Source organism: Erythrobacter epiphyticus, assembly GCF_034653295.1.
GTDB lineage: Bacteria > Pseudomonadota > Alphaproteobacteria > Sphingomonadales > Sphingomonadaceae > Erythrobacter.
Window position 1 is genome coordinate 64,427 of record NZ_JAYEEU010000001.1, and the last position, 16,646, is coordinate 81,072.

The 16,646-nt window shown below is 64.8% G+C and carries 14 protein-coding genes and 1 tRNA gene; 6 read left to right on the top strand and 9 right to left on the bottom strand.

Features of this window, described 5'->3' with window-relative positions; translation table 11 throughout:
• Positions 1–88 precede the first annotated feature (88 nt).
• From truA to SOQ14_RS00345, 3 genes are read left to right on the top strand one after another with little or no spacing between them, the layout of a single operon-like run.
• Entirely contained in the window at positions 89–844 is a 756-nt protein-coding gene (truA, locus tag SOQ14_RS00335) for a tRNA pseudouridine(38-40) synthase TruA (protein ID WP_322895688.1), read from the top strand.
• A complete protein-coding gene (locus SOQ14_RS00340; RefSeq protein ID WP_322895690.1) occupies positions 841–1,242 on the top strand; it encodes a hypothetical protein in 402 nt (133 codons plus the stop codon). The genes truA and SOQ14_RS00340 overlap by 4 nt, the downstream gene beginning before the upstream one ends.
• Entirely contained in the window at positions 1,239–2,351 is a 1,113-nt protein-coding gene (locus tag SOQ14_RS00345) for a zinc-binding dehydrogenase (protein WP_322895692.1), read from the top strand. The genes SOQ14_RS00340 and SOQ14_RS00345 overlap by 4 nt, the downstream gene beginning before the upstream one ends.
• Here SOQ14_RS00345 and SOQ14_RS00350 read toward each other — a convergent pair whose 3' ends face one another.
• On the bottom strand, positions 2,352–3,338 hold the full coding sequence (locus SOQ14_RS00350) for an asparaginase (RefSeq protein WP_322895694.1): 987 nt from the start codon (positions 3,336–3,338) through the stop codon (positions 2,352–2,354). It abuts the gene before it with no gap.
• Positions 3,339–3,422: 84 nt separating this feature from the next.
• Here SOQ14_RS00350 and SOQ14_RS00355 point away from each other — a divergent pair.
• Positions 3,423–3,498 (top strand) — tRNA-Val (locus tag SOQ14_RS00355).
• A 269-nt stretch (positions 3,499–3,767) separates the two neighbouring features.
• Here the strand turns inward: SOQ14_RS00355 and SOQ14_RS00360 are convergent.
• From SOQ14_RS00360 to SOQ14_RS00390, 7 genes are all read right to left on the bottom strand, one after another.
• Positions 3,768–4,295, bottom strand: coding sequence for a dihydrofolate reductase family protein (locus SOQ14_RS00360; RefSeq protein WP_322895696.1), 528 nt, complete (start codon positions 4,293–4,295; stop codon positions 3,768–3,770).
• A gap of 102 nt (positions 4,296–4,397) precedes the next feature.
• A complete protein-coding gene (locus SOQ14_RS00365) occupies positions 4,398–5,012 on the bottom strand; it encodes a hypothetical protein (protein WP_322895699.1) in 615 nt (204 codons plus the stop codon).
• 57 nt (positions 5,013–5,069) lie between these two features.
• Positions 5,070–6,557, bottom strand: a complete 1,488-nt coding sequence (locus SOQ14_RS00370) for a serine hydrolase domain-containing protein (protein ID WP_322895701.1) — start codon at positions 6,555–6,557, stop codon at positions 5,070–5,072.
• Between the two features lie 58 nt (positions 6,558–6,615).
• Positions 6,616–7,335, bottom strand: coding sequence for a VV20781 family protein (locus SOQ14_RS00375; protein WP_322895703.1), 720 nt, complete (start codon positions 7,333–7,335; stop codon positions 6,616–6,618).
• A gap of 23 nt (positions 7,336–7,358) precedes the next feature.
• The gene (locus SOQ14_RS00380; RefSeq protein ID WP_322895705.1) at positions 7,359–8,258 is read right to left on the bottom strand and encodes a hypothetical protein; all 900 of its coding nucleotides are present in this window, start codon (positions 8,256–8,258) and stop codon (positions 7,359–7,361) included.
• On the bottom strand, positions 8,255–9,334 hold the full coding sequence (locus SOQ14_RS00385) for a serine hydrolase domain-containing protein (protein ID WP_322895707.1): 1,080 nt from the start codon (positions 9,332–9,334) through the stop codon (positions 8,255–8,257). Before SOQ14_RS00385 ends, SOQ14_RS00380 begins: the two co-directional genes overlap by 4 nt.
• Positions 9,335–9,736: 402 nt before the next feature.
• Positions 9,737–10,336 (bottom strand): outer membrane protein, encoded by a 600-nt coding sequence (locus SOQ14_RS00390; RefSeq protein WP_322895709.1) that lies wholly within the window; start codon positions 10,334–10,336, stop codon positions 9,737–9,739.
• A 137-nt stretch (positions 10,337–10,473) separates the two neighbouring features.
• Between SOQ14_RS00390 and SOQ14_RS00395 the strand changes: the two genes are divergently transcribed.
• Both SOQ14_RS00395 and SOQ14_RS00400 read left to right on the top strand, forming a co-directional pair.
• Positions 10,474–13,683, top strand: a complete 3,210-nt coding sequence (locus SOQ14_RS00395; RefSeq protein ID WP_322895711.1) for a hypothetical protein — start codon at positions 10,474–10,476, stop codon at positions 13,681–13,683.
• 581 nt (positions 13,684–14,264) lie between these two features.
• Positions 14,265–14,585, top strand: a complete 321-nt coding sequence (locus tag SOQ14_RS00400) for a hypothetical protein (RefSeq protein ID WP_322895713.1) — start codon at positions 14,265–14,267, stop codon at positions 14,583–14,585.
• A gap of 728 nt (positions 14,586–15,313) precedes the next feature.
• On the opposite strand, the gene SOQ14_RS00405 is transcribed toward SOQ14_RS00400, so the two are convergent.
• Positions 15,314–16,543 carry a pyridoxal phosphate-dependent decarboxylase family protein gene (locus SOQ14_RS00405; RefSeq protein ID WP_322895715.1) on the bottom strand — a complete coding sequence of 410 codons (1,230 nt, stop codon included), beginning with the start codon at positions 16,541–16,543 and terminating at the stop codon, positions 15,314–15,316.
• Between the last annotated feature and the right edge of the window lie 103 nt (positions 16,544–16,646).

The following is a 16,646-nucleotide window of genomic DNA, read 5'->3' on the forward strand; positions in this document are numbered from 1 at the left end:
GTCATCCCGGCGCAGGCCGGGACCCAGTGCGGCACGCGCCGCGCTCTGGGCTCTGGGCCCCGGCCTTCGCCGGGGTGACGGCGATGGCATGACCCGCTTCGCCCTTACCCTCGAATTCGACGGCACGCCCTTCTTCGGCCTGCAACGTCAGGCCCACGGGCCGAGCGTGCAGCAATCGATCGAAGACGCGCTCCACCGGATCACGGGCGAGACAGTCACCCTCCACTCCGCCGGGCGCACCGATGCGGGCGTCCATGCGCTGGCGATGCGCAGCCATGTCGACATCGCCAAGTCGTTCGACCCCTTCCGCCTGATGGAAGCGCTCAACGCCCACCTGCGGTCCGAGCGGATCGCGGTGATCGCCTGTGAGGTGGTGCCGGACGACTGGCACGCGCGCTTCTCCTGCACCGGGCGGCGCTATCTCTACCGGATCGTCAACCGCCGCGCGCCGCTCACCCTGATGCGTGACCGCGCATGGCACGTCGCCCAGCCGCTCGACGCGGACGCGATGCACCGCGCGGCGCAGGCGCTGGTGGGGCGGCACGATTTCACCACCTTCCGCTCGGTGCATTGTCAGGCCGCTGACCCCGTGAAGTCGCTGGACGTGCTGGACGTGGAAAGGGTCGGCGAGGAAGTGCACATCCACGCCGCCGCGCGCAGCTTCCTGCATCATCAGGTGCGCTCGATGGTGGGCTGCCTCAAGCTGGTCGGTGCGGGCAATTGGCCCGAGGTCCGCATCGCCGAGGCGCTCGCCGCGCGCGATCGGGGCGCGCTGGGGCTTAACGCGCCGCCGCATGGGCTTTATTTTGTCGCCGCCACCTATCCCGAGGAGCCCGCGCCATGAACCTGCGCAACCGCCTCGCCGCAACGCTGGGCATGACCGAAGCCGAATACAAGTCGATGAACAACGGCATAAACATCGTGTTCGGCGCGGTGCTGGGCGTGGTCTTGACCAAGACCGAGAATCTGAGCGCGTCCGACTTCATGTTCGTGCTGGCCACCAGCGCAGTCGCGGTCTCGCAAATTCTGATGCTCGGCATGGACGAGAGGCGCCTGCAATCGGCGCTGAGTGCGGCGGCTGCCATTGCCATTCTGCCCCCGATGCTCGAAAGCCTCGATATTCCACCCATCACCAAGCTTCAACCCACGCTGATCGTATGGACCGCTATGGTGCTGCTGACCGAGTTGGCACCGCGCAAAGTGCCGCCCGAAACCACCGCAAAACAGGAAACACCACAATGACCACCACCGGAAAGCAGCTCTTCACCACCCTCACCGCCGACGGCAACCTGACGCTCGAGGTGGCGGAAAGCACCTTCCCCGCGCCCACCGGCAATCAGGTGCTGGTGAAGATGGAAGCCGCGCCGATCAACCCCTCTGATCTCGCGATCCTCACCAGCGCCGCCAATTTCGAGACGGCGGACTACACCCCCGGCAAGGTCGTCGCGACCATGCCCGAGCCGTTCCTGTCGGGCCAGAAGGGCCGCCACGGCCAGCGCCTGCCCGCAGGCAACGAGGGCGCGGGCACGGTGATCGCCACCGGCGATTCCGACATGGCCAAGGCGCTGATGGGTCAGCGCGTCGCCTGTGTGCCGGGCAATGCCTTCAGCCAATATGCCATTGCCGATGCGATGATGTGCCTGCCGCTCGGCGAGAATTCCTGCGAGGTTGGCGCCTCCAGCTTCGTCAACCCGATGACGGCATTGGGCTTTGTCGAGACCGCGAAGATGGAAGGCCATTCGGCGATCATCCACCTCGCCGCGGCGTCCAATCTCGGCCAGATGCTCAACCGCATCTGCATCGAAGACGGGATGAAGCTCATCAACATCGTCCGCAAGGACGAGCATGTCGAACTGCTGAAGTCGCAAGGTGCGACCTACGTGGTGAACTCATCCGCCCCGACCTACATGGCCGACCTGCGCACCGCGATTGCCGAGACCGGCGCCTACCTCGGCTTTGATCCGATCGGCGGCGGGCAGGCGTCAGACAGCGTGCTGAAGGCAATGGAGCAAGTCGCCGCGAGCCAGATGGGCGAGTTCTCGCGCTATGGCTCGAACCAGCAGAAGAAGATGTACATCTACGGCCGGCTCGATCTCAGCCCGACGATCCTGACGCCGTCCTACGGCCTGCAATGGAGCATCGCGGGCTGGCTGCTGACCCCGTTCCTTCAGCGCGCCGGCATGGAGACCGTGGTGCGGATGCGTAGCCGTGTGCAGGCCAACCTCAACACCACTTTTGCCAGCCACTACAAGGCCAAGGTGACGCTGGAAGGCATGCTCGAGAAGGACAATCTACTCGACTACCGCCAGATGAAGACCGGCGAGAAATACCTCGTCACGCCCTGGGGGTAATTACAAATTGTCGAATGCCGCCTGCACGCCGGCGGGATCGCTGATCCCGTTGGCGAGCAGGACCTGCAACAGAATGCGCGCCTTGGCCGGGCCAAGCGCGCGCGCTGCCACAAACCCGCGCGCATCATCATCCACCTCGACATTGCGCTCGACCATGCCTTCATCAACGCGTGACGAGCGCACCACCGCAATGCCAGCCTTTGCCGCGGCTGCGAGCGCATCAAGCACGCATCCCGGCGCATTGCCCTGCCCCATCCCGGCCAGCACAATGCCCTTGCATCCGATGCCGAGCAGCGCCTCGACGGGCTTGGCATCCATCCCTGCCCCGGCGGTGAGGATCGCCACGCGCGGCAAGCTTTGCGGCCAGGCATAAGATGCGGGGGCATCAGCCCGATGCGGCGGGCCGAACCACGTGATCTGTGACGGGGTTACCCTGGCAATCGGGCCGCGCGGGAAGCCTCGGAACGCATCAATATGGGCCGTCGCGGCCTTGCGCACATCGACCGCGGCGAACACCGCATCGCCCATCACCACCATCACGCCGCGCCCGCCGCCCTGCGGATCGCTGGCTACCGCCACGCCATTGGCAAGATTACGCAGCCCATCGCTCCCCACCGCATCGGCGGGCCGCATCGCGCCGACCAGCACCACCGGCTTGCCTGCAGGCAAGGTGAGATCAAGCAGCAGCGCGGTTTCTTCCGCGGTATCGGTGCCGTGGGTGATGATGATGCCGCTGATCGCCGGATCGCCGCAGGCCGCAAGGCAGGCGGCATGGAGCGCGCTCCACTGATCCCAGCCCATATCCTGCGAGCCGATCTGCGCGATCGGCTCTCCCACAAGTTCGGCCTCAAGGCCAAGCCCGGCTGCGGCGTCCAGCATCGCCGACAGCGCAAGGCCGCCAGCGCGGTATCCGCCACCGGTGGCAGACCCGGCCGCACCTGCAATCGTGCCGCCAGTGCCAAGAACGAGAATGCGAGGGCGTGTCATGCTGCTTGCCCTACTCGCCCCGCGCGCGCTGCGCCACAGCCCAATTGCAATTGCCCGCACAGGCGCTAAAGAGCGCGCAACGCAGGGCGGTTAGCTCAGTTGGTAGAGCATCTCGTTTACACCGAGAGGGTCAGCGGTTCGAGCCCGTTACCGCCCACCACGCAAACCCGCGGAAAACCGCGGTTTCCGAATATTCTTGAGGGTCCTGCGGCCAGACCAGCTTAGGTCTGTGTATCCGTCGTGTATCCAACGAATCCCGCCGTGGAACGACCGACTAGGGGCAATCTTGGTCATAGCTGGTCATTTGTCGATCGCCTGAAAGCGGACATAGATGCAAGATGGGCTTGATGGCTTGGTCTGGGACTTTGCAGTCGTTCGGCGGCGTTGCGTCGAACCGCTAGTTTCTCCTCTAAGCCGACACTCACGGACCTATTCGAAACTGTAATGCAGCCTCACGCAGCCCCGATCGAGGGTTGTCGCTCTGATCAGTCGCAGGCTGCTTCGCAACCCTGTCGCCGGGAACAGCGGGGTGCCGCCGCCGAGCAATTCGGGAAAAACAAAAATCTCGATCTCGTCGAGCGCGCCGCGTTCCATGAAGGCCATTTGCAGGCGGCCACCACCGAGCATCCAGACCGGCCCTTCATCCAGCGTGCGCATTTCGTCGATTAGCCGGTCGATGTCCTGCCTCGCTTCTACAGGCCCCTTGCGGCCCGTGATTGGCCGCGATGTGACGACGAAAACCTGGTGCGCGCCGTACGGCCAGTCTGCCTCGCTTTGCTCGAGGAAATCGTAGGTCGCTCGTCCCATCACAATTGTTCGGACGCGGGCCATAAAGGAGGCAAAGTCATGCTCGCCAAGATCCATGCCATCGTAGGCAGCGAGCCAATCCATGTTGTCGCCTTGTCCAGCGATGTAGCCATCAAGGCTTGCTGCGATGTAACCGATGATCCGAGCCATACCTGCTCCGGTTTGCTGGGTGATGTCCTTTGAGGGACCGAGGCTGCTGCGCCTGCTGGCAACAGCGCAGTCCGGGCTGACGCGAAGCTGGAGCCGGGAGCCTTATCCTGCCGAGGGTGACAGGACGGTCATGGCGGCTGCAGCCAGTAGAATTGCCCGCACGCCAGATGCGTCGACGCCTTGCGCGACGCGAACCGACGATTTCTCGCCGATGGCGACGTTGACGGCGGGCGCTTCGTCGATCGTGAAGAGATAACGGTTAGACGTTGGACCGCCACTCGCGAAACCCGTCGCCAGCGGGCTGACGGCAAACCGTAGCCTTCCATATGACAGTTCGCCGCGCATGGCATTCGATCCATCACTGTCCATTCGGCGAACCGCAGAGCTTTGCAGTTCAAGGCGAACCGGCAGCCAGCGCCCTGCCTCGGAGAAGCGGCACACGATTGCGCGCGGCTGCTTTTGTATCGCGCCATTGCTGCTGGCAAAACGACCGGCTTTGATGTTGCAGGAAGCGGAGATCGGCCTGTCGGAAATCGCGGCCTGCTGGATCGTGAAGGAAACCCGACCGCCTTCAGGCGCATTGACCGCAGTGCCAAGCGCGGTCAGCGCATCCTCGCGATCGAGGGACACCTGGTGTGCCGTAGCCTGAGGCAAGGCGGCCGTGCCCAGAGCCATTTGAACGAGCGCGGCGGCAATCGGGAGTGATGAAATCGGCATGAGGGAAACTCCATTCGGTTTGAGAGCGATGGGGACAAGAGGCTCCGAGGCAGGCCCCTAACCGGGCAGCCGGGCGAGCATCGCGGCGATGTCGTCTGCGATCGTGCCAGCGAAGGGGGCATCGTAGTTGCCCAGCACAGAGAAGGCCCAACCGGTTTCCCAGATGATCCCGTTCATGCCGTCGACACCGCTATGCGGCCCGCCACCGCCATGGCCGATCAGGGTGCGCCCCTCGGCGAGCGGTTCGGCCATGAAGCCCAGACCATATTCGCCGAGGCCTCCCGGCTGTTGGACCACCATCTGACCGAGTAGCGCGCGATCGAGCAGCTTTCCGTCGCGCAGGGCACGCAGATAGGCCGTCATGTCAGCCACGGTCGAATAGCCGCCACCACACGAATTGCCGCGATAGCCGCGGAAATCATCATTGGGCTGGCGCGGTGAGAGGCCGAGGTGATCGTCCTGATGATAGCGGTATCCGACCGCGACCCGCTCAGGCAGTTGCTGATGCAGGAAATGGCCGCTCGCCTGCATGCCAGCGCGGCGATAAACATGCCGGTCGAGCAGGTCGTACCAGCTTTCGCCCGTGATGCGCTCGGCCACTGCACCAAGGACGACAAAGCCTTCGTTGCTGTAGGCGGCACTGCTACCGGGCGCGAAAGCCGGAGGCTCGGCGGCGAAGGACGGGAGTAGTTCGGCAACGCGTGAGTAAGGCTTGTCTCCATCGTAACCGGGCCGATTGAACAGCGCGCCAAGACCTGCGGCATGGCTGAGCAGATGGCGGATGGTGCAAGCGCGGGCGAAGTCGGCGTTGGGATAATCCGGCAATACCTCGGCGAGCGGCGTGTCGAAGGTCAGCCGTCCTTCGGCCACCAACCCTGCCACCAGCAGCGCGGTGAAGCTCTTGTCGGCCGAACCCAGATGAAACCGGGTCGCAGGCGTGTTGGGCACCTGGGAACCGCGCGACGCAAGCCCGAAGGCCGCTTCGTATGCGACTTCGCCTGAGGGTGCGACGACCCGGCATACGCCCGAAAACTCGTCACGCATCGCCGAAAAAGTGATTCTGCTCGCGACCAGTGCAGGCAGATCGGCAGGAGCAATCGCGCCTTGGGGCAGCGGTCCGACAAAAGGGGTCGGCGTCGGCGAGGCCAGAATGTCGAAGATCCGCGTCACATCCTCGCGGTCAATCCGAACGCGCAATGTGCGTTCGACCTGTTGGCGGCGCGCGCGAACCGTCAGCCACAAGGTCGCGCCGCGCCGGTCGGCCGCCACGAAATCGAAACCGCCCGACAGGTCGGCAATCTCGCCAAATACTTTGTCGAACCGCGTCAGGGGCCAGCGCTGTTGACCGGCACTCGAAAGCCGCTCGGCATGGAAAGCGGCGCGGCCTGCCGGGCCGGCCGATGGCTCGAACAAGGCCAAGACCGCCGCGCTGTGCGGGTCGAGCGGCGCCGGGTTCTGGGCAAAAGCCGGGAGCGGCAGCGCGGCAAGTGCAAGACTGGAGCCAATAAGGCTGCGACGGGTAAGCGGGAGAGAAGTGCTGGACACGGGTTGGGGCCTTTCAATTCGGGATTGGAAGTTATCGGGGTTGGCTTGCAGCAACGCGCTATTCCGCCTCGCGCCCGAGGGCGCTTTCGGCAGGGTCCCACAGCACACCAAGCGCAGTCGCGGCGATCATCACCGCGCGGCGGGTCGGGGCATCGGTGCCGGAGGCAAAGCGTACAGCAGGCTTGCCGTTAAGCTCGACCGAGCCGACCGGAGCCTCTTCGCTTTCGAACAGGTAGCCGATCGGTGTCCCCGTCTCGATGCCCGAGCCTTGCAGCCGGTGCACCGAGATCATGTCGATCACCACATGATCGAAGGCGAGCTGGCCCCGGCGGCCTTGCCGCATCAGCATCCCGACCAGCCCGCGGCGTTCCTCCTGCAATTCGAACCGCGCAGGCAGAGCGCGGCCGTGGTGGGAAAAGCGGCACTGGTAGGCCATCGGCTTGGGGGTGAAGCTGATCACGCTGATATTGATCGTGCGCTCGCCGACGCGGCATTCGGCCTCGATCGCGCCGTCGATGCCTGGGCCTTCCAAGGCGAAGGATGTCTTGCCCGAGCGCCGTTCGACCAGCGCGTCGAACAGCGCTAGGCGCGTGTCGGAGCGCGTGAAGCTGGCGACATAGGGGCCGGCGGTGAAGTGGCCCTTCTGGCCAAACCCCATGCCTTCGAAGACAAGTGCGGGCTCCTCGGCCAGCGGCGCGGGCAGCGCCATGCGCGCAGGCTGGATCGCCGCGCAGGCAGCGAGCAGCGTGGTAATCAGGGCTATCGGGAGTGCTTTCATGTTCATGTCTCCGGCGCTCGTGTTCACGGCACGCGCACCACGCCGCTGTCGTATTCGGTGACAATGCCGCCGCGCTGTTCCCAGCGTCCGGCGGCCGAGTTCCAGGTGGTGCCGCTGCCCATGATGGTCTGGGTGTTCTGGTTGAAGGCGTTAATCTCGGACTGGATGCCCGCCCACCCAGCGCCGGATTGCGCCTGCCGCGCCTCGGCAATAAGTGCCTGATCCTGCACGGTCAGGTTGCCGCCCATCTCGGCGCGCAGGAACGCCTGCCCCTGCCGCCCGGCCAGCTGCCAGAGATTGCGCTCTTCGATCAGGCGGCCGGGCTGCGCGGCAATCTCCAGCTGCTGGGCGACGGACAGGCGCGGATAGTCCCGCGCCGCGGCGGCATAGGCGGCCCGGCGCGCTGCCGCGGTCGGCGCAGGAGCACCCCGGTTTAGCACGGTGCCCTGAATGAAATGCTCGTAATCGAGCGCTGCATCCACCATGTCGCGGGTGAGCGGAACTGACCCTGCACGACCCTGCGCCAGCGGCGGATTGGCGGCGAGGAATTGCTGGTAAAGCCAGGCGGAATCGGTGCCGCCGTCAGCGGCATCCTTCTGCAGCGACACCAGCACCCCGGGGCGAATCTTGGCGAGTGTCGTCTCGCGCAAAGTGGGCGAGGCGTCTGCTAATTGCTTGTGCATGTCGAGGCTGCTGAGGACGGTGTCGATCCGGCGCTGATCGCCCCGCTGCCAATAAGCCTCCACCTGCGCGCGCAATTGCTGCCGCTGAGCGGGGGTGTAGCGCACGTCGGTCAACCATTCGCAAAGCTCGATGTAGCGGGTGATGACGGACGCATCGGGATTTTGCGCCATCGCGGCTGGGCTTGCCGTGGCGATGGCGATCGCGGTCGCGGTTGTTGTGAAGAACCACCGAAGGTTCATGGGTTTGCTCCTGTGGCTTGTGATTGTTCGGCGCAAAGGCCGCTCTCGAGTTCAGCGAGGATCGCCTTCGCGATGCTCGACGCGTTCTGATCGTCGGACCCGGAGTGGTTGGACATGACCGCCACCACCCGGCCGCTGGCAGGATGGATCCGCAGCGACACATCGATCCCAGGCGCGCCGCCAGTATGGCCGATGACCCGCGAGGAACCTTCGCCTGACACGCCAAGGCCGAGGCCGTAACGCGAGGCGGGCCGTTCGGGCGTTGCAGCGCGCAGCTCGATCCCGCCGCGCATCATCGCCTCGAGCGTTTCGGGACGCACCAGCCGTCCGCCCGCAAGCGCCCGGCCGAAGCGCCACAGGTCCGCTGCCGAAAGGACAATGCCGCCCGCAGGCCAGGGGCGCACCCGGGTGATGGCACGGGCGAAATCCTGTTCGGCCGGGTCGATGCCTTCTGCGTCGCCCGCCTGCCAGCCGAGCGGCTGAGGGGTGATCCCGGCAGCGGGCAGGATGTTGCGCGAGATGTATTCGTCATGGGAGAGCCCGGAGGCAGCCTCGATCGCGGCGCCAAGCAGGACGTAACCCGCGTTGGAATAGCGGAACGCGCCCGGCTCGCCGCGACGCTCGGCGATCACCAGCGGAACCAGCGCGGTTGCAGTCGGCGCGTCATTGATGGCCGCGACAAGGTCGGGGCGCAGGAACAGCGAGAGGCCTGCGGTGTGGCTCAGCAGTTGCTCGATCCGCAACGTTGCAAGCTCAGGCGGGAGGCCCGCGACGTGCCTTCCGAGTGGGTCGTCGAAGGCCATGAGCCCTTGCTCGACCAGTTGCGCGATCGCGGTCGCGGTCATCATCTTGCCGACCGAGCCAAGGTTGAACCGCGTGGCTGGATCGATCGCCGCAGTGCCGGCCTCGCCCACCTGGCCTTGCACCACCACCTGCGGCATCGTCCCCGCACCGACAGCGGCGACGCCGTTGAAGTCGGGGGGCAGAACGATGGCGCATTCAGCAGCAAGCGTCGGCACGGGCACGAGAACGGCAAGGAGCGCCAGGGCTCCGGCAAGGTTGCGGGCAATCGTCATGTCAGGGGATCCGTTTGTGGGGGTGGGCGCATCGACAGAATGACGCACACAGGGTGCTCGCCCGCGGCCACCCCGGTCATGATCGTTGCGCCTGCGAGCTTGAGAGCGCCCTTGAGGCGCGCCAAGGCAGCCGGCGGTACATCGATCTCGATCGCAAAGCAGGTGCTGGTGACTTCGGTGACGCAGACGGCCCCGGCCGCCGATTGCACCAGCGCTTGAAGCGCAGCGACGTGAGCCTGAGCGTCGCACTCGTCACATTCCAGCACGGCAAGAGACAGCTCCGGGGGGGAGGAGCTGTCTCCGGGGTTCCGGTCTGGACCGGTTCCCCTGCCAGGCTGGTCGCCGTGGGTCACGTTTGCAGGGCCGCCTTGCCGTGCCGTCCGATGTCTGGCGGGGCAGAGGTCAGAACTGAAACGCAGCCGCGAGGCTCACGCGGTTGCGATCGTAGCTGTCGCTTTCGCCGTAGGTGTATTGCGCGCGCAGGCGGATGTTCTCGGTCGCGGCCCATTCCACGCCCGCGCCGACAGTCCACATGTCATCGTCGAACGAGAAATCGGTGCGGCTGATCTGGCAGCCGTTGGGCGGAACGCAGGCCTGCGCGCGAACCGTGCGGACAGCATCGATGCCGAGATGCTCATAGCCGCCCTGCGCGAAGATCAGGACGTTGTCGCTGACGGCATAGCCGATCCGCGCGCCAATGCCCCAGTTGTCCTCGATCGAGAGGTCGACGGTCTGCACCAGTTGCGCCGGCGTGGTGGTGGTCTCCGAACCATCGACCCCGTGAACGGTGTAGCGGGCGTCCAACCCGGCCACGACCTTCTCGCCGAGGCGGAAATCCCACCCAGCCACGACCGCGACGGCTTCGCCACTCGCGCCCGAGCCGTAGTCCTCGTAGGCCACTTCGACCCCGGCGCGGGGGCCCTCGAAGGGGTGGTCATTGGCCTGGCACGGCGCGGCCAGCGCGCAGGCCGGGATCATCATCGCAAAATAGGTCGTTCTCATGGTCGGTCTTTCTCTTGGCTGTGGCAGTGTCTGCCGGTTTTGGGTTGGCGGCCCTTTCAGCGCGCCGCGTTTGCGTCAGCGTCGTGTGATCCGTGGAAATGGCGTTTGAATCGGCGTTGAAATTGATAAACGGGGCTATGAGCGCCGACCCCGCCCCGTTTGCCTTGCGCCTGTTCGGCCCGCTGTATGTCGAGCGGGACGGCTCGGGCCTGCCGCTACCGGCATCGCGCAAGACCCGCGCGATCCTCGGCTTTCTGGCGCTGTCCCCGCGCCCGGTGTCCCGCCAGCGGCTGTGCGACATCTTCTTCGATCTTCCGGACGATCCGCGCGCCGCGCTGCGCTGGAGCCTGTCGAAGCTGCGCCCGCTGCTCGACGGCGACGACCACAAACGCCTCATCAGCGAACGCGATGCGATTCGGATCGATTGCACGGGCGCCGAGGTCGATGCCCTGTCCGTCCAGACCCTGGCCGCCGCGATTGATCCGAAGACCGGCGATCAGGCGGCGTGCCTTGCCGTGCTCGATCTTATGCACGGTGAATTGCTCGAGGATTGCGAGCTGCCGGACCGCCCCGAGTATACCGCCTGGCTGGAAGCGCAGCGGCAGGACTTCAGGATGATCGCGCTGCGCTTGGCCCGCCAGCTTGTCCGCGATGCCGATGGCGAGGAGCGCGTCAGCCACCTGCGCCGCTTACTAAAGCTCGACCCGGCCGATCCGGACGCTGCCTCCACGCTGATTGCGACCCTTGCTCAGACCGGCCGGCGCATCGAGGCAGAGGAGCTTGTGGCTAGCGTGCAGCGCCAGCGCCGATCGCTTGGCCTGCCCGAGGAACCGGGCTTGCAGCGTCTGCTCAAGTCCGGTGAGGCTGGGCCTTCCGGCAGAGCTTCAGCTGTGGCACCAGCCCCAGTGCCGGGAGACGGACGGCCCAGCATTGCGATCCTTCCCCTGATCGATCACTCGCGCGGTACAATCCCGTCTGATCTTGTCGCGCCTTTTGCGGAAACTTCCGCTCTCATGCTGGCGCGTTTCCGCGAAGTCCGAGTGTGCAGCCCGTCTGCGGTACTGCACCATGCAAGCACGATCGCGGATCCGGCCGAAATCGGAGCGAGCCTAGGGGTGGGGCATCTGCTGAGTGCGTCGATTCTGACACGCGAGGGGGTGATCAAGGTCCGGGCGAGCATCATCGAGGCAGCAGGGGGTGATGTCTTGCTGAGCTGGGAAGCCGTCCACCCGGCGAATGATCCCCAGGCCATGATCGATGATTTGCCAGGCCGGCTTGCCGTGCAGGCCTCGCGTTCGCTCACGCAGGTCGCGCGGGCCAGAGCCCTCGCCATGCCCGAAGACCGGCGCAGCGCGTGGGATCATTTCCACGCCGGCGTGGTGCTGGGCCTCGCCGCGACGCCAGCGGATTATCCCAGGGCGCTGGCCAGCTTCGAACGCGCGGTTGCGCTGGACGATCGCTTTGCCCGAGCCATTGGCGCTGCCGCTTGGGCCAAGGCTTGTCTCGGCTACCGCGAGCAGGACAACCAGCGCCAGGAAGCCCTGATGCAGGCGCACCGCGCGATTGCGCTGGGCAGCGACGATGCCGAGGCGCTTTCCGTGGGGGCATGGGCGGCGGTGCATGTTGGGCTCGATTTCGACGCCGGGCTGAGGGCGACCGCACAGGCAGTCCGGGCCAATCCCCTGTCCCGGGTAGCCTGGAGCACTAGTGGCTGGATACGGGCGATGGCTGGAGAACCGGAACAGCCGCTCATGCACTTCGACCGGGCCGAGCAATGCGACCCCGACGATGCCCACCTCGATAATGTCGATGGCGGCCGTGCCTTCTGCCACTGGCTCGCCGGACGCCACGAAGCGGCCTTGCAATTTGCCGAACGTGCGCTGCAACGCCTGCCGGGTCATGTCGGCGGTCATGTGGTGGCAATGGCTGCGGCGGTCGCGTTGGGTGACCAAGCGCAGGCCCGGAGCGTTGCGCAGCGGTTCCTGAAGGTGTTCCCGCTGGGGCCGGAGTCACCGGCGATCCAGTCCATCCCGATCCGTGACCAGACCCGTAAGGGCGAGCTGCTGGAGGCTGTCGCCTCGGCTTGCGCGATGGCGGGAGAGCTCGACGCAAAGGAGCGCACACCTGCGGACAAGCGTCAAGCAAGCCGGACGCGAAGCGCGGCAAGTCCGCTGGTGGCAGTGCTGCCATTCGCCGATCACAGTATGGAGCCCTTGTCCGGCCATGTGCTTGACGGGTTCTTCGAAGGACTGATCCACGCGATGTCGCGGTTTCGCTCGATCGATGTCGTGGCCGGGGCATCGACCGCGACCATGCGCGGTGAAATCTTCGATCCGGTGCAGGCAGCCAAATCGCTTGGTGCCGATATGTTGGTGACCGGCAGCATCGCCCGTTCCCCCGATGGCCGCCTGCGTTTGCGGTGGCGGGCGCTGGACGGCCTCTCCGGCCAGCCTTTGGCGCTGGGCGATATCGAGGGAACGCTGGACGATGTCTGGGACTTGCAGGAGAGCGCGGCGACGGCGATTGCAGTGGAAGTCGAGCCTCGCGCGCAGGCCGAGGCCCATCGGGTTCGCTGCGAGCGCCCCACCGCCTCGCCCGCAGCCTATGATCTCTACCTGCAAGGGCTCTTCGCTGGCTTCAGTCTGGAGGGGCGGGACTATCCAATCGCACTGGGATTTTTCCAGCAGGCGATCGCGCTCGACCCCAATTTTCATCCCGCTCTGGCGATGGCGCCATGGGCGGCGGCCTATGCCAATGCCATCACCGGTCCGCAGGAAATTCAGCACTATGCCGAAATGAGCCGCACCGCGCTGCGGCTCGGGATCAATGATGCCCGCACTCAGGCCACGGCCGGAACGGCGCTGTTCTACATGGCCAAGGACTTCGCGGCGGCTCGTAGTGCGATTGAGCGGGCCATCGGCCTCAACCCCAACGAATACACCGCGTGGATCTGCGGCGGGTGGATGCATGCCATGAAGGGCGAAGCGGCCGAGGCGCACCGGATGTTCGACCGGAGCACGCGTTTGAACCCCCTGGCCTATGGTGCCAATGGCTTGCTGTCCGGGCGAGCCATGGCCGATTTCATGATCGGCAAGATCGAGAGCGCCGAGGAGCACATCCGCGCCGCACTTGCGACTGATGACGGCCACCCTTCCGCGCTTATGACAGGCATAGCGACCGCTGCGGCGCTCGGCCTCGATACGGAGCTCGAGAGCCGCCGCGCACGCTTCCTCGCAATCTATCCCAAGGGTCTGGGCGATTTCATCATCCAGTCACTGCCCTTCGAAGACCCTGCCTGCCGTGAGCGCTACTTCGGGGCGGTGCGTGCCGGCGGTGTGCCTGACTGATGGCCGATTTTGCTGCTCCGCATATGAAGATGGTCATTGTACGGCCCCGAAAACGGAATGGCTGCTTCTGAGAGAACAAGACGCTCATTGCGACGAACTTGAACGACAGGGTGTGGGGCGGGAACCTACAATGTTGATCCTTGATCGGACGGCTCGATTCTGCGCCTCGCCGCCGAGAGCCGCCATTCAGCAACTGGCCCAGTTGCGTCATTTAGAAAACTGACGAAGCTGCTACTCAGCCCGGACGGTCTGTGACACTGACCGCCCCATCTACGTCAGGATCGAGCCGTATTCCGACGTATTTTCCTGATTGCCGACGCAATCGCCCCCACCCCACCAGCACCCTGATCTGACATCCTGACGGCTAGGTGGTGTGGTCGAACGCTAGGGGGAGGGAGGAAAAACATCCTCGCCCTCCTCCGCGATACCGTTACGAGAACCTGGACCGAGGCGTCAGGAGTGTCAGAGCGTCAGGTCCTGATCGGCGCCGCCGGCCCTTCGCTCTCCGGCACAGTCGAGAAATTGTAGCAATCCGTGCCGATGTGATAAAATATTCATTTTCAATTATTTGGTTGAGATAGATGGATCAAATCGACGTGTTGTTGAACCTTGCCGCAGATGCTGCTTATAGGGCCTCCAAGGCCTGCGAGTGCTGGGAGAATGGTGGAGACCCGGCACCAGTCGCAGACACCGCCTGGGAGGCCGAGGAAGCTATCTCCCTCGCTCTCGAGGCAGTGGCAGGTACCTACCCCACCTTTAGTATCCTGGATTATCCGGAGACCCGTCTTGGACGGCTCGTACTGGCGGCGCGGCTACTGCTACGCGCGGGTACCGACGAGAGTGGGCGCAGCGAAGATCTCTCGATGGCTGCGCGGTTGCTTAAACTGGCGGGCCTGGCCTAACCTTAGAGTCCTCTGCGCAGCTTCTCTCGCTCCCACACTGCATGGACTTTGTGCAATTCGTTGACCCAGAGATCGAGCTTGTCACCCGACCGGCCCAACTGCACAGCCAAGTCGTAAAATCCGGTACCGGGCTCCATGTCTCCAACTTTATGGACAACAATGCATGACAGAAGCCCCCTTCCGTCTTCGTTTTCCTCACGGGATACCTCGTCCAAGAGCCTGAAAAGCTGTGGATCCCTAGGGCTAAAGTTCCAGGACGTGATTTTTTCGGCCAACTCGGTGTAGCTCATCATTCCTCGTAAGCTTCAGGCGCATCGATCATGGATAGCCCAATCTAAGTTTCAGGAATTAAGTCGTTTGCTCAGTGGCAGATGCAGTCACCAACTGAACAGTCAGGAACGGCCGCTCCCGCCCCCAGACCCAGTCGTTCCGCATTGGCGGCGAGATCGTCTGCTTCTGCCGAAAGCCGCCATGCAGCTTTCGGGATCGAGCACCGACCTCGCTCATGACCGCAAGTGGGTGGGAAGCCGCCTGACCGCATTCGGGGCAACAAAGCACAATAGCTGCCATTGATCGCAGCCGAGCAATGCGTCGCCTCTCGCCCCAGACCCGGCCATTCCTGGTCGCGGCGCTCATCGTCTGGTTTCGCCCGAAGCCGCCATTCCGGTCTCGGGATCGCCGATCGGCCCAGCTTATGACTGAAGCTGGGTGGATTGGCGAATGGCAGCTTATGGGATGCCCAAGCCATGCAGCGCCACTTTCATGGCGGTGGCGAAGGCATCCAACTCGAAGTTCGGGTTAGCCGCGACATTTCTCAGCCAGCGTTCGCCGCCCAGGTTGGTGAGCGAACATGATCCCGGCGGCATCGCCGCAAACAGTGGCTCGGTGAGGCCCGTGCTCTTCGGCCGCCAGACAACCACCCCGGTCTGCGGCATAGCCAGAATTTCGAGCTGGTCGTGGGACAATATAACGGATGCAAGCTCGCTCGCCGCCGCCATCAGGGCGTCGATACGGGTGGCCGTCCCCTGCCGCCCCCACGCGAGCAGGGTAGCAAGGAGCGGAACGGCGGTCGCGCCGTGGGAGCCCAGAACCCCGACATTTGGCGCGGCAAGGTAGGCCCCGCCGAAGGAAATCGCATCGTGCGCTCTGGCTGCATCACTAAAGAGCACGAAGGCGGACTCCTTGGGCTGAAACAGCCATTTGTGCGCCGACACCGCTACCGAATCCGCCCCCTCGATGCCGGAGAGCACGTGCGCGTGCGCTTGGCTGAGCCGCAAGGGCCCAGCCCAGGCCGCATCGACATGGGTCCAAGCGGCGCGTCCGCACAGTGACAAATCGTCGACCGCGCCCGTGCTGGTCGTGCCTGCGGTCAGCACCAGAGCCGTATGCCGCAGGTCCTCAGGCACCGCCTCCGGCACCAGCGCCCCCGATGGACCGCAGGGGAGCGGACGCGCGGCGAGGCCGAGAATGTGGGCAGCCTTGCCCACGGACAAATGAGCGGAATCTCCATAGACCACCTCTTTGACCCCCGCACATTCCCGCGCCGCCCATAGCGCAGTGAGATTGGCGATCGTCGAACCGGGCACCATGTGCCCGCCATCCATCCCGAAGAATGGCGAGAGCCAGTCGATGACCCTGTCTTCGATCTCCCGCGCCGCCGGGGCGGTCGCCGGATGAAGCAGGTTCTGGTTAACCGATGCGTTCCATAAGGTCGTCGCCCAGGTGATCCACGGTGTGGGCGGATCCATGTGTGCAAGCGCTGTCACATCGCCGAGCGCGCTGGCCTTGCCAAGAACTGTGGGCGCGAGAAAATCCAACGTAGCGCGCTCACCGAGACCCATTTCCGGCATTGCGGCGGGCAGGGAAAGCGCGCCCTTATTGCCCTCGCTGCGCGCACCCATGAGTTTAACCGCGTGGACCAGGGCTTTACGATCAAGGGAGAAGTCAGGGTCGGCCATACATACTTTTAGCGCGGCGGGGACATTGCGCCATGGGAATCCTGTCGGTCAACAGTTCGACACCTTTGTGGTCGCACATCGGCCCCGGTTATGACCGTAATCG

Coding starts and splice junctions, on each gene's coding strand:
- truA (WP_322895688.1), top strand. CDS start 89: ATGACCCGCTTCGCCCTTACCCTCGAATTCGACGGCACGCCCTTCTTC.
- SOQ14_RS00365 (WP_322895699.1), bottom strand. CDS start 5,012: ATGCCGATTTCATCACTCCCGATTGCCGCCGCGCTCGTTCAAATGGCT.
- SOQ14_RS00340 (WP_322895690.1), top strand. CDS start 841: ATGAACCTGCGCAACCGCCTCGCCGCAACGCTGGGCATGACCGAAGCC.
- SOQ14_RS00350 (WP_322895694.1), bottom strand. CDS start 3,338: ATGACACGCCCTCGCATTCTCGTTCTTGGCACTGGCGGCACGATTGCA.
- SOQ14_RS00375 (WP_322895703.1), bottom strand. CDS start 7,335: ATGAAAGCACTCCCGATAGCCCTGATTACCACGCTGCTCGCTGCCTGC.
- SOQ14_RS00360 (WP_322895696.1), bottom strand. CDS start 4,295: ATGGCTCGGATCATCGGTTACATCGCAGCAAGCCTTGATGGCTACATC.
- SOQ14_RS00390 (WP_322895709.1), bottom strand. CDS start 10,336: ATGAGAACGACCTATTTTGCGATGATGATCCCGGCCTGCGCGCTGGCC.
- SOQ14_RS00395 (WP_322895711.1), top strand. CDS start 10,474: ATGAGCGCCGACCCCGCCCCGTTTGCCTTGCGCCTGTTCGGCCCGCTG.
- SOQ14_RS00385 (WP_322895707.1), bottom strand. CDS start 9,334: ATGACGATTGCCCGCAACCTTGCCGGAGCCCTGGCGCTCCTTGCCGTT.
- SOQ14_RS00405 (WP_322895715.1), bottom strand. CDS start 16,543: ATGGCCGACCCTGACTTCTCCCTTGATCGTAAAGCCCTGGTCCACGCG.
- SOQ14_RS00400 (WP_322895713.1), top strand. CDS start 14,265: ATGGATCAAATCGACGTGTTGTTGAACCTTGCCGCAGATGCTGCTTAT.
- SOQ14_RS00345 (WP_322895692.1), top strand. CDS start 1,239: ATGACCACCACCGGAAAGCAGCTCTTCACCACCCTCACCGCCGACGGC.
- SOQ14_RS00380 (WP_322895705.1), bottom strand. CDS start 8,258: ATGAACCTTCGGTGGTTCTTCACAACAACCGCGACCGCGATCGCCATC.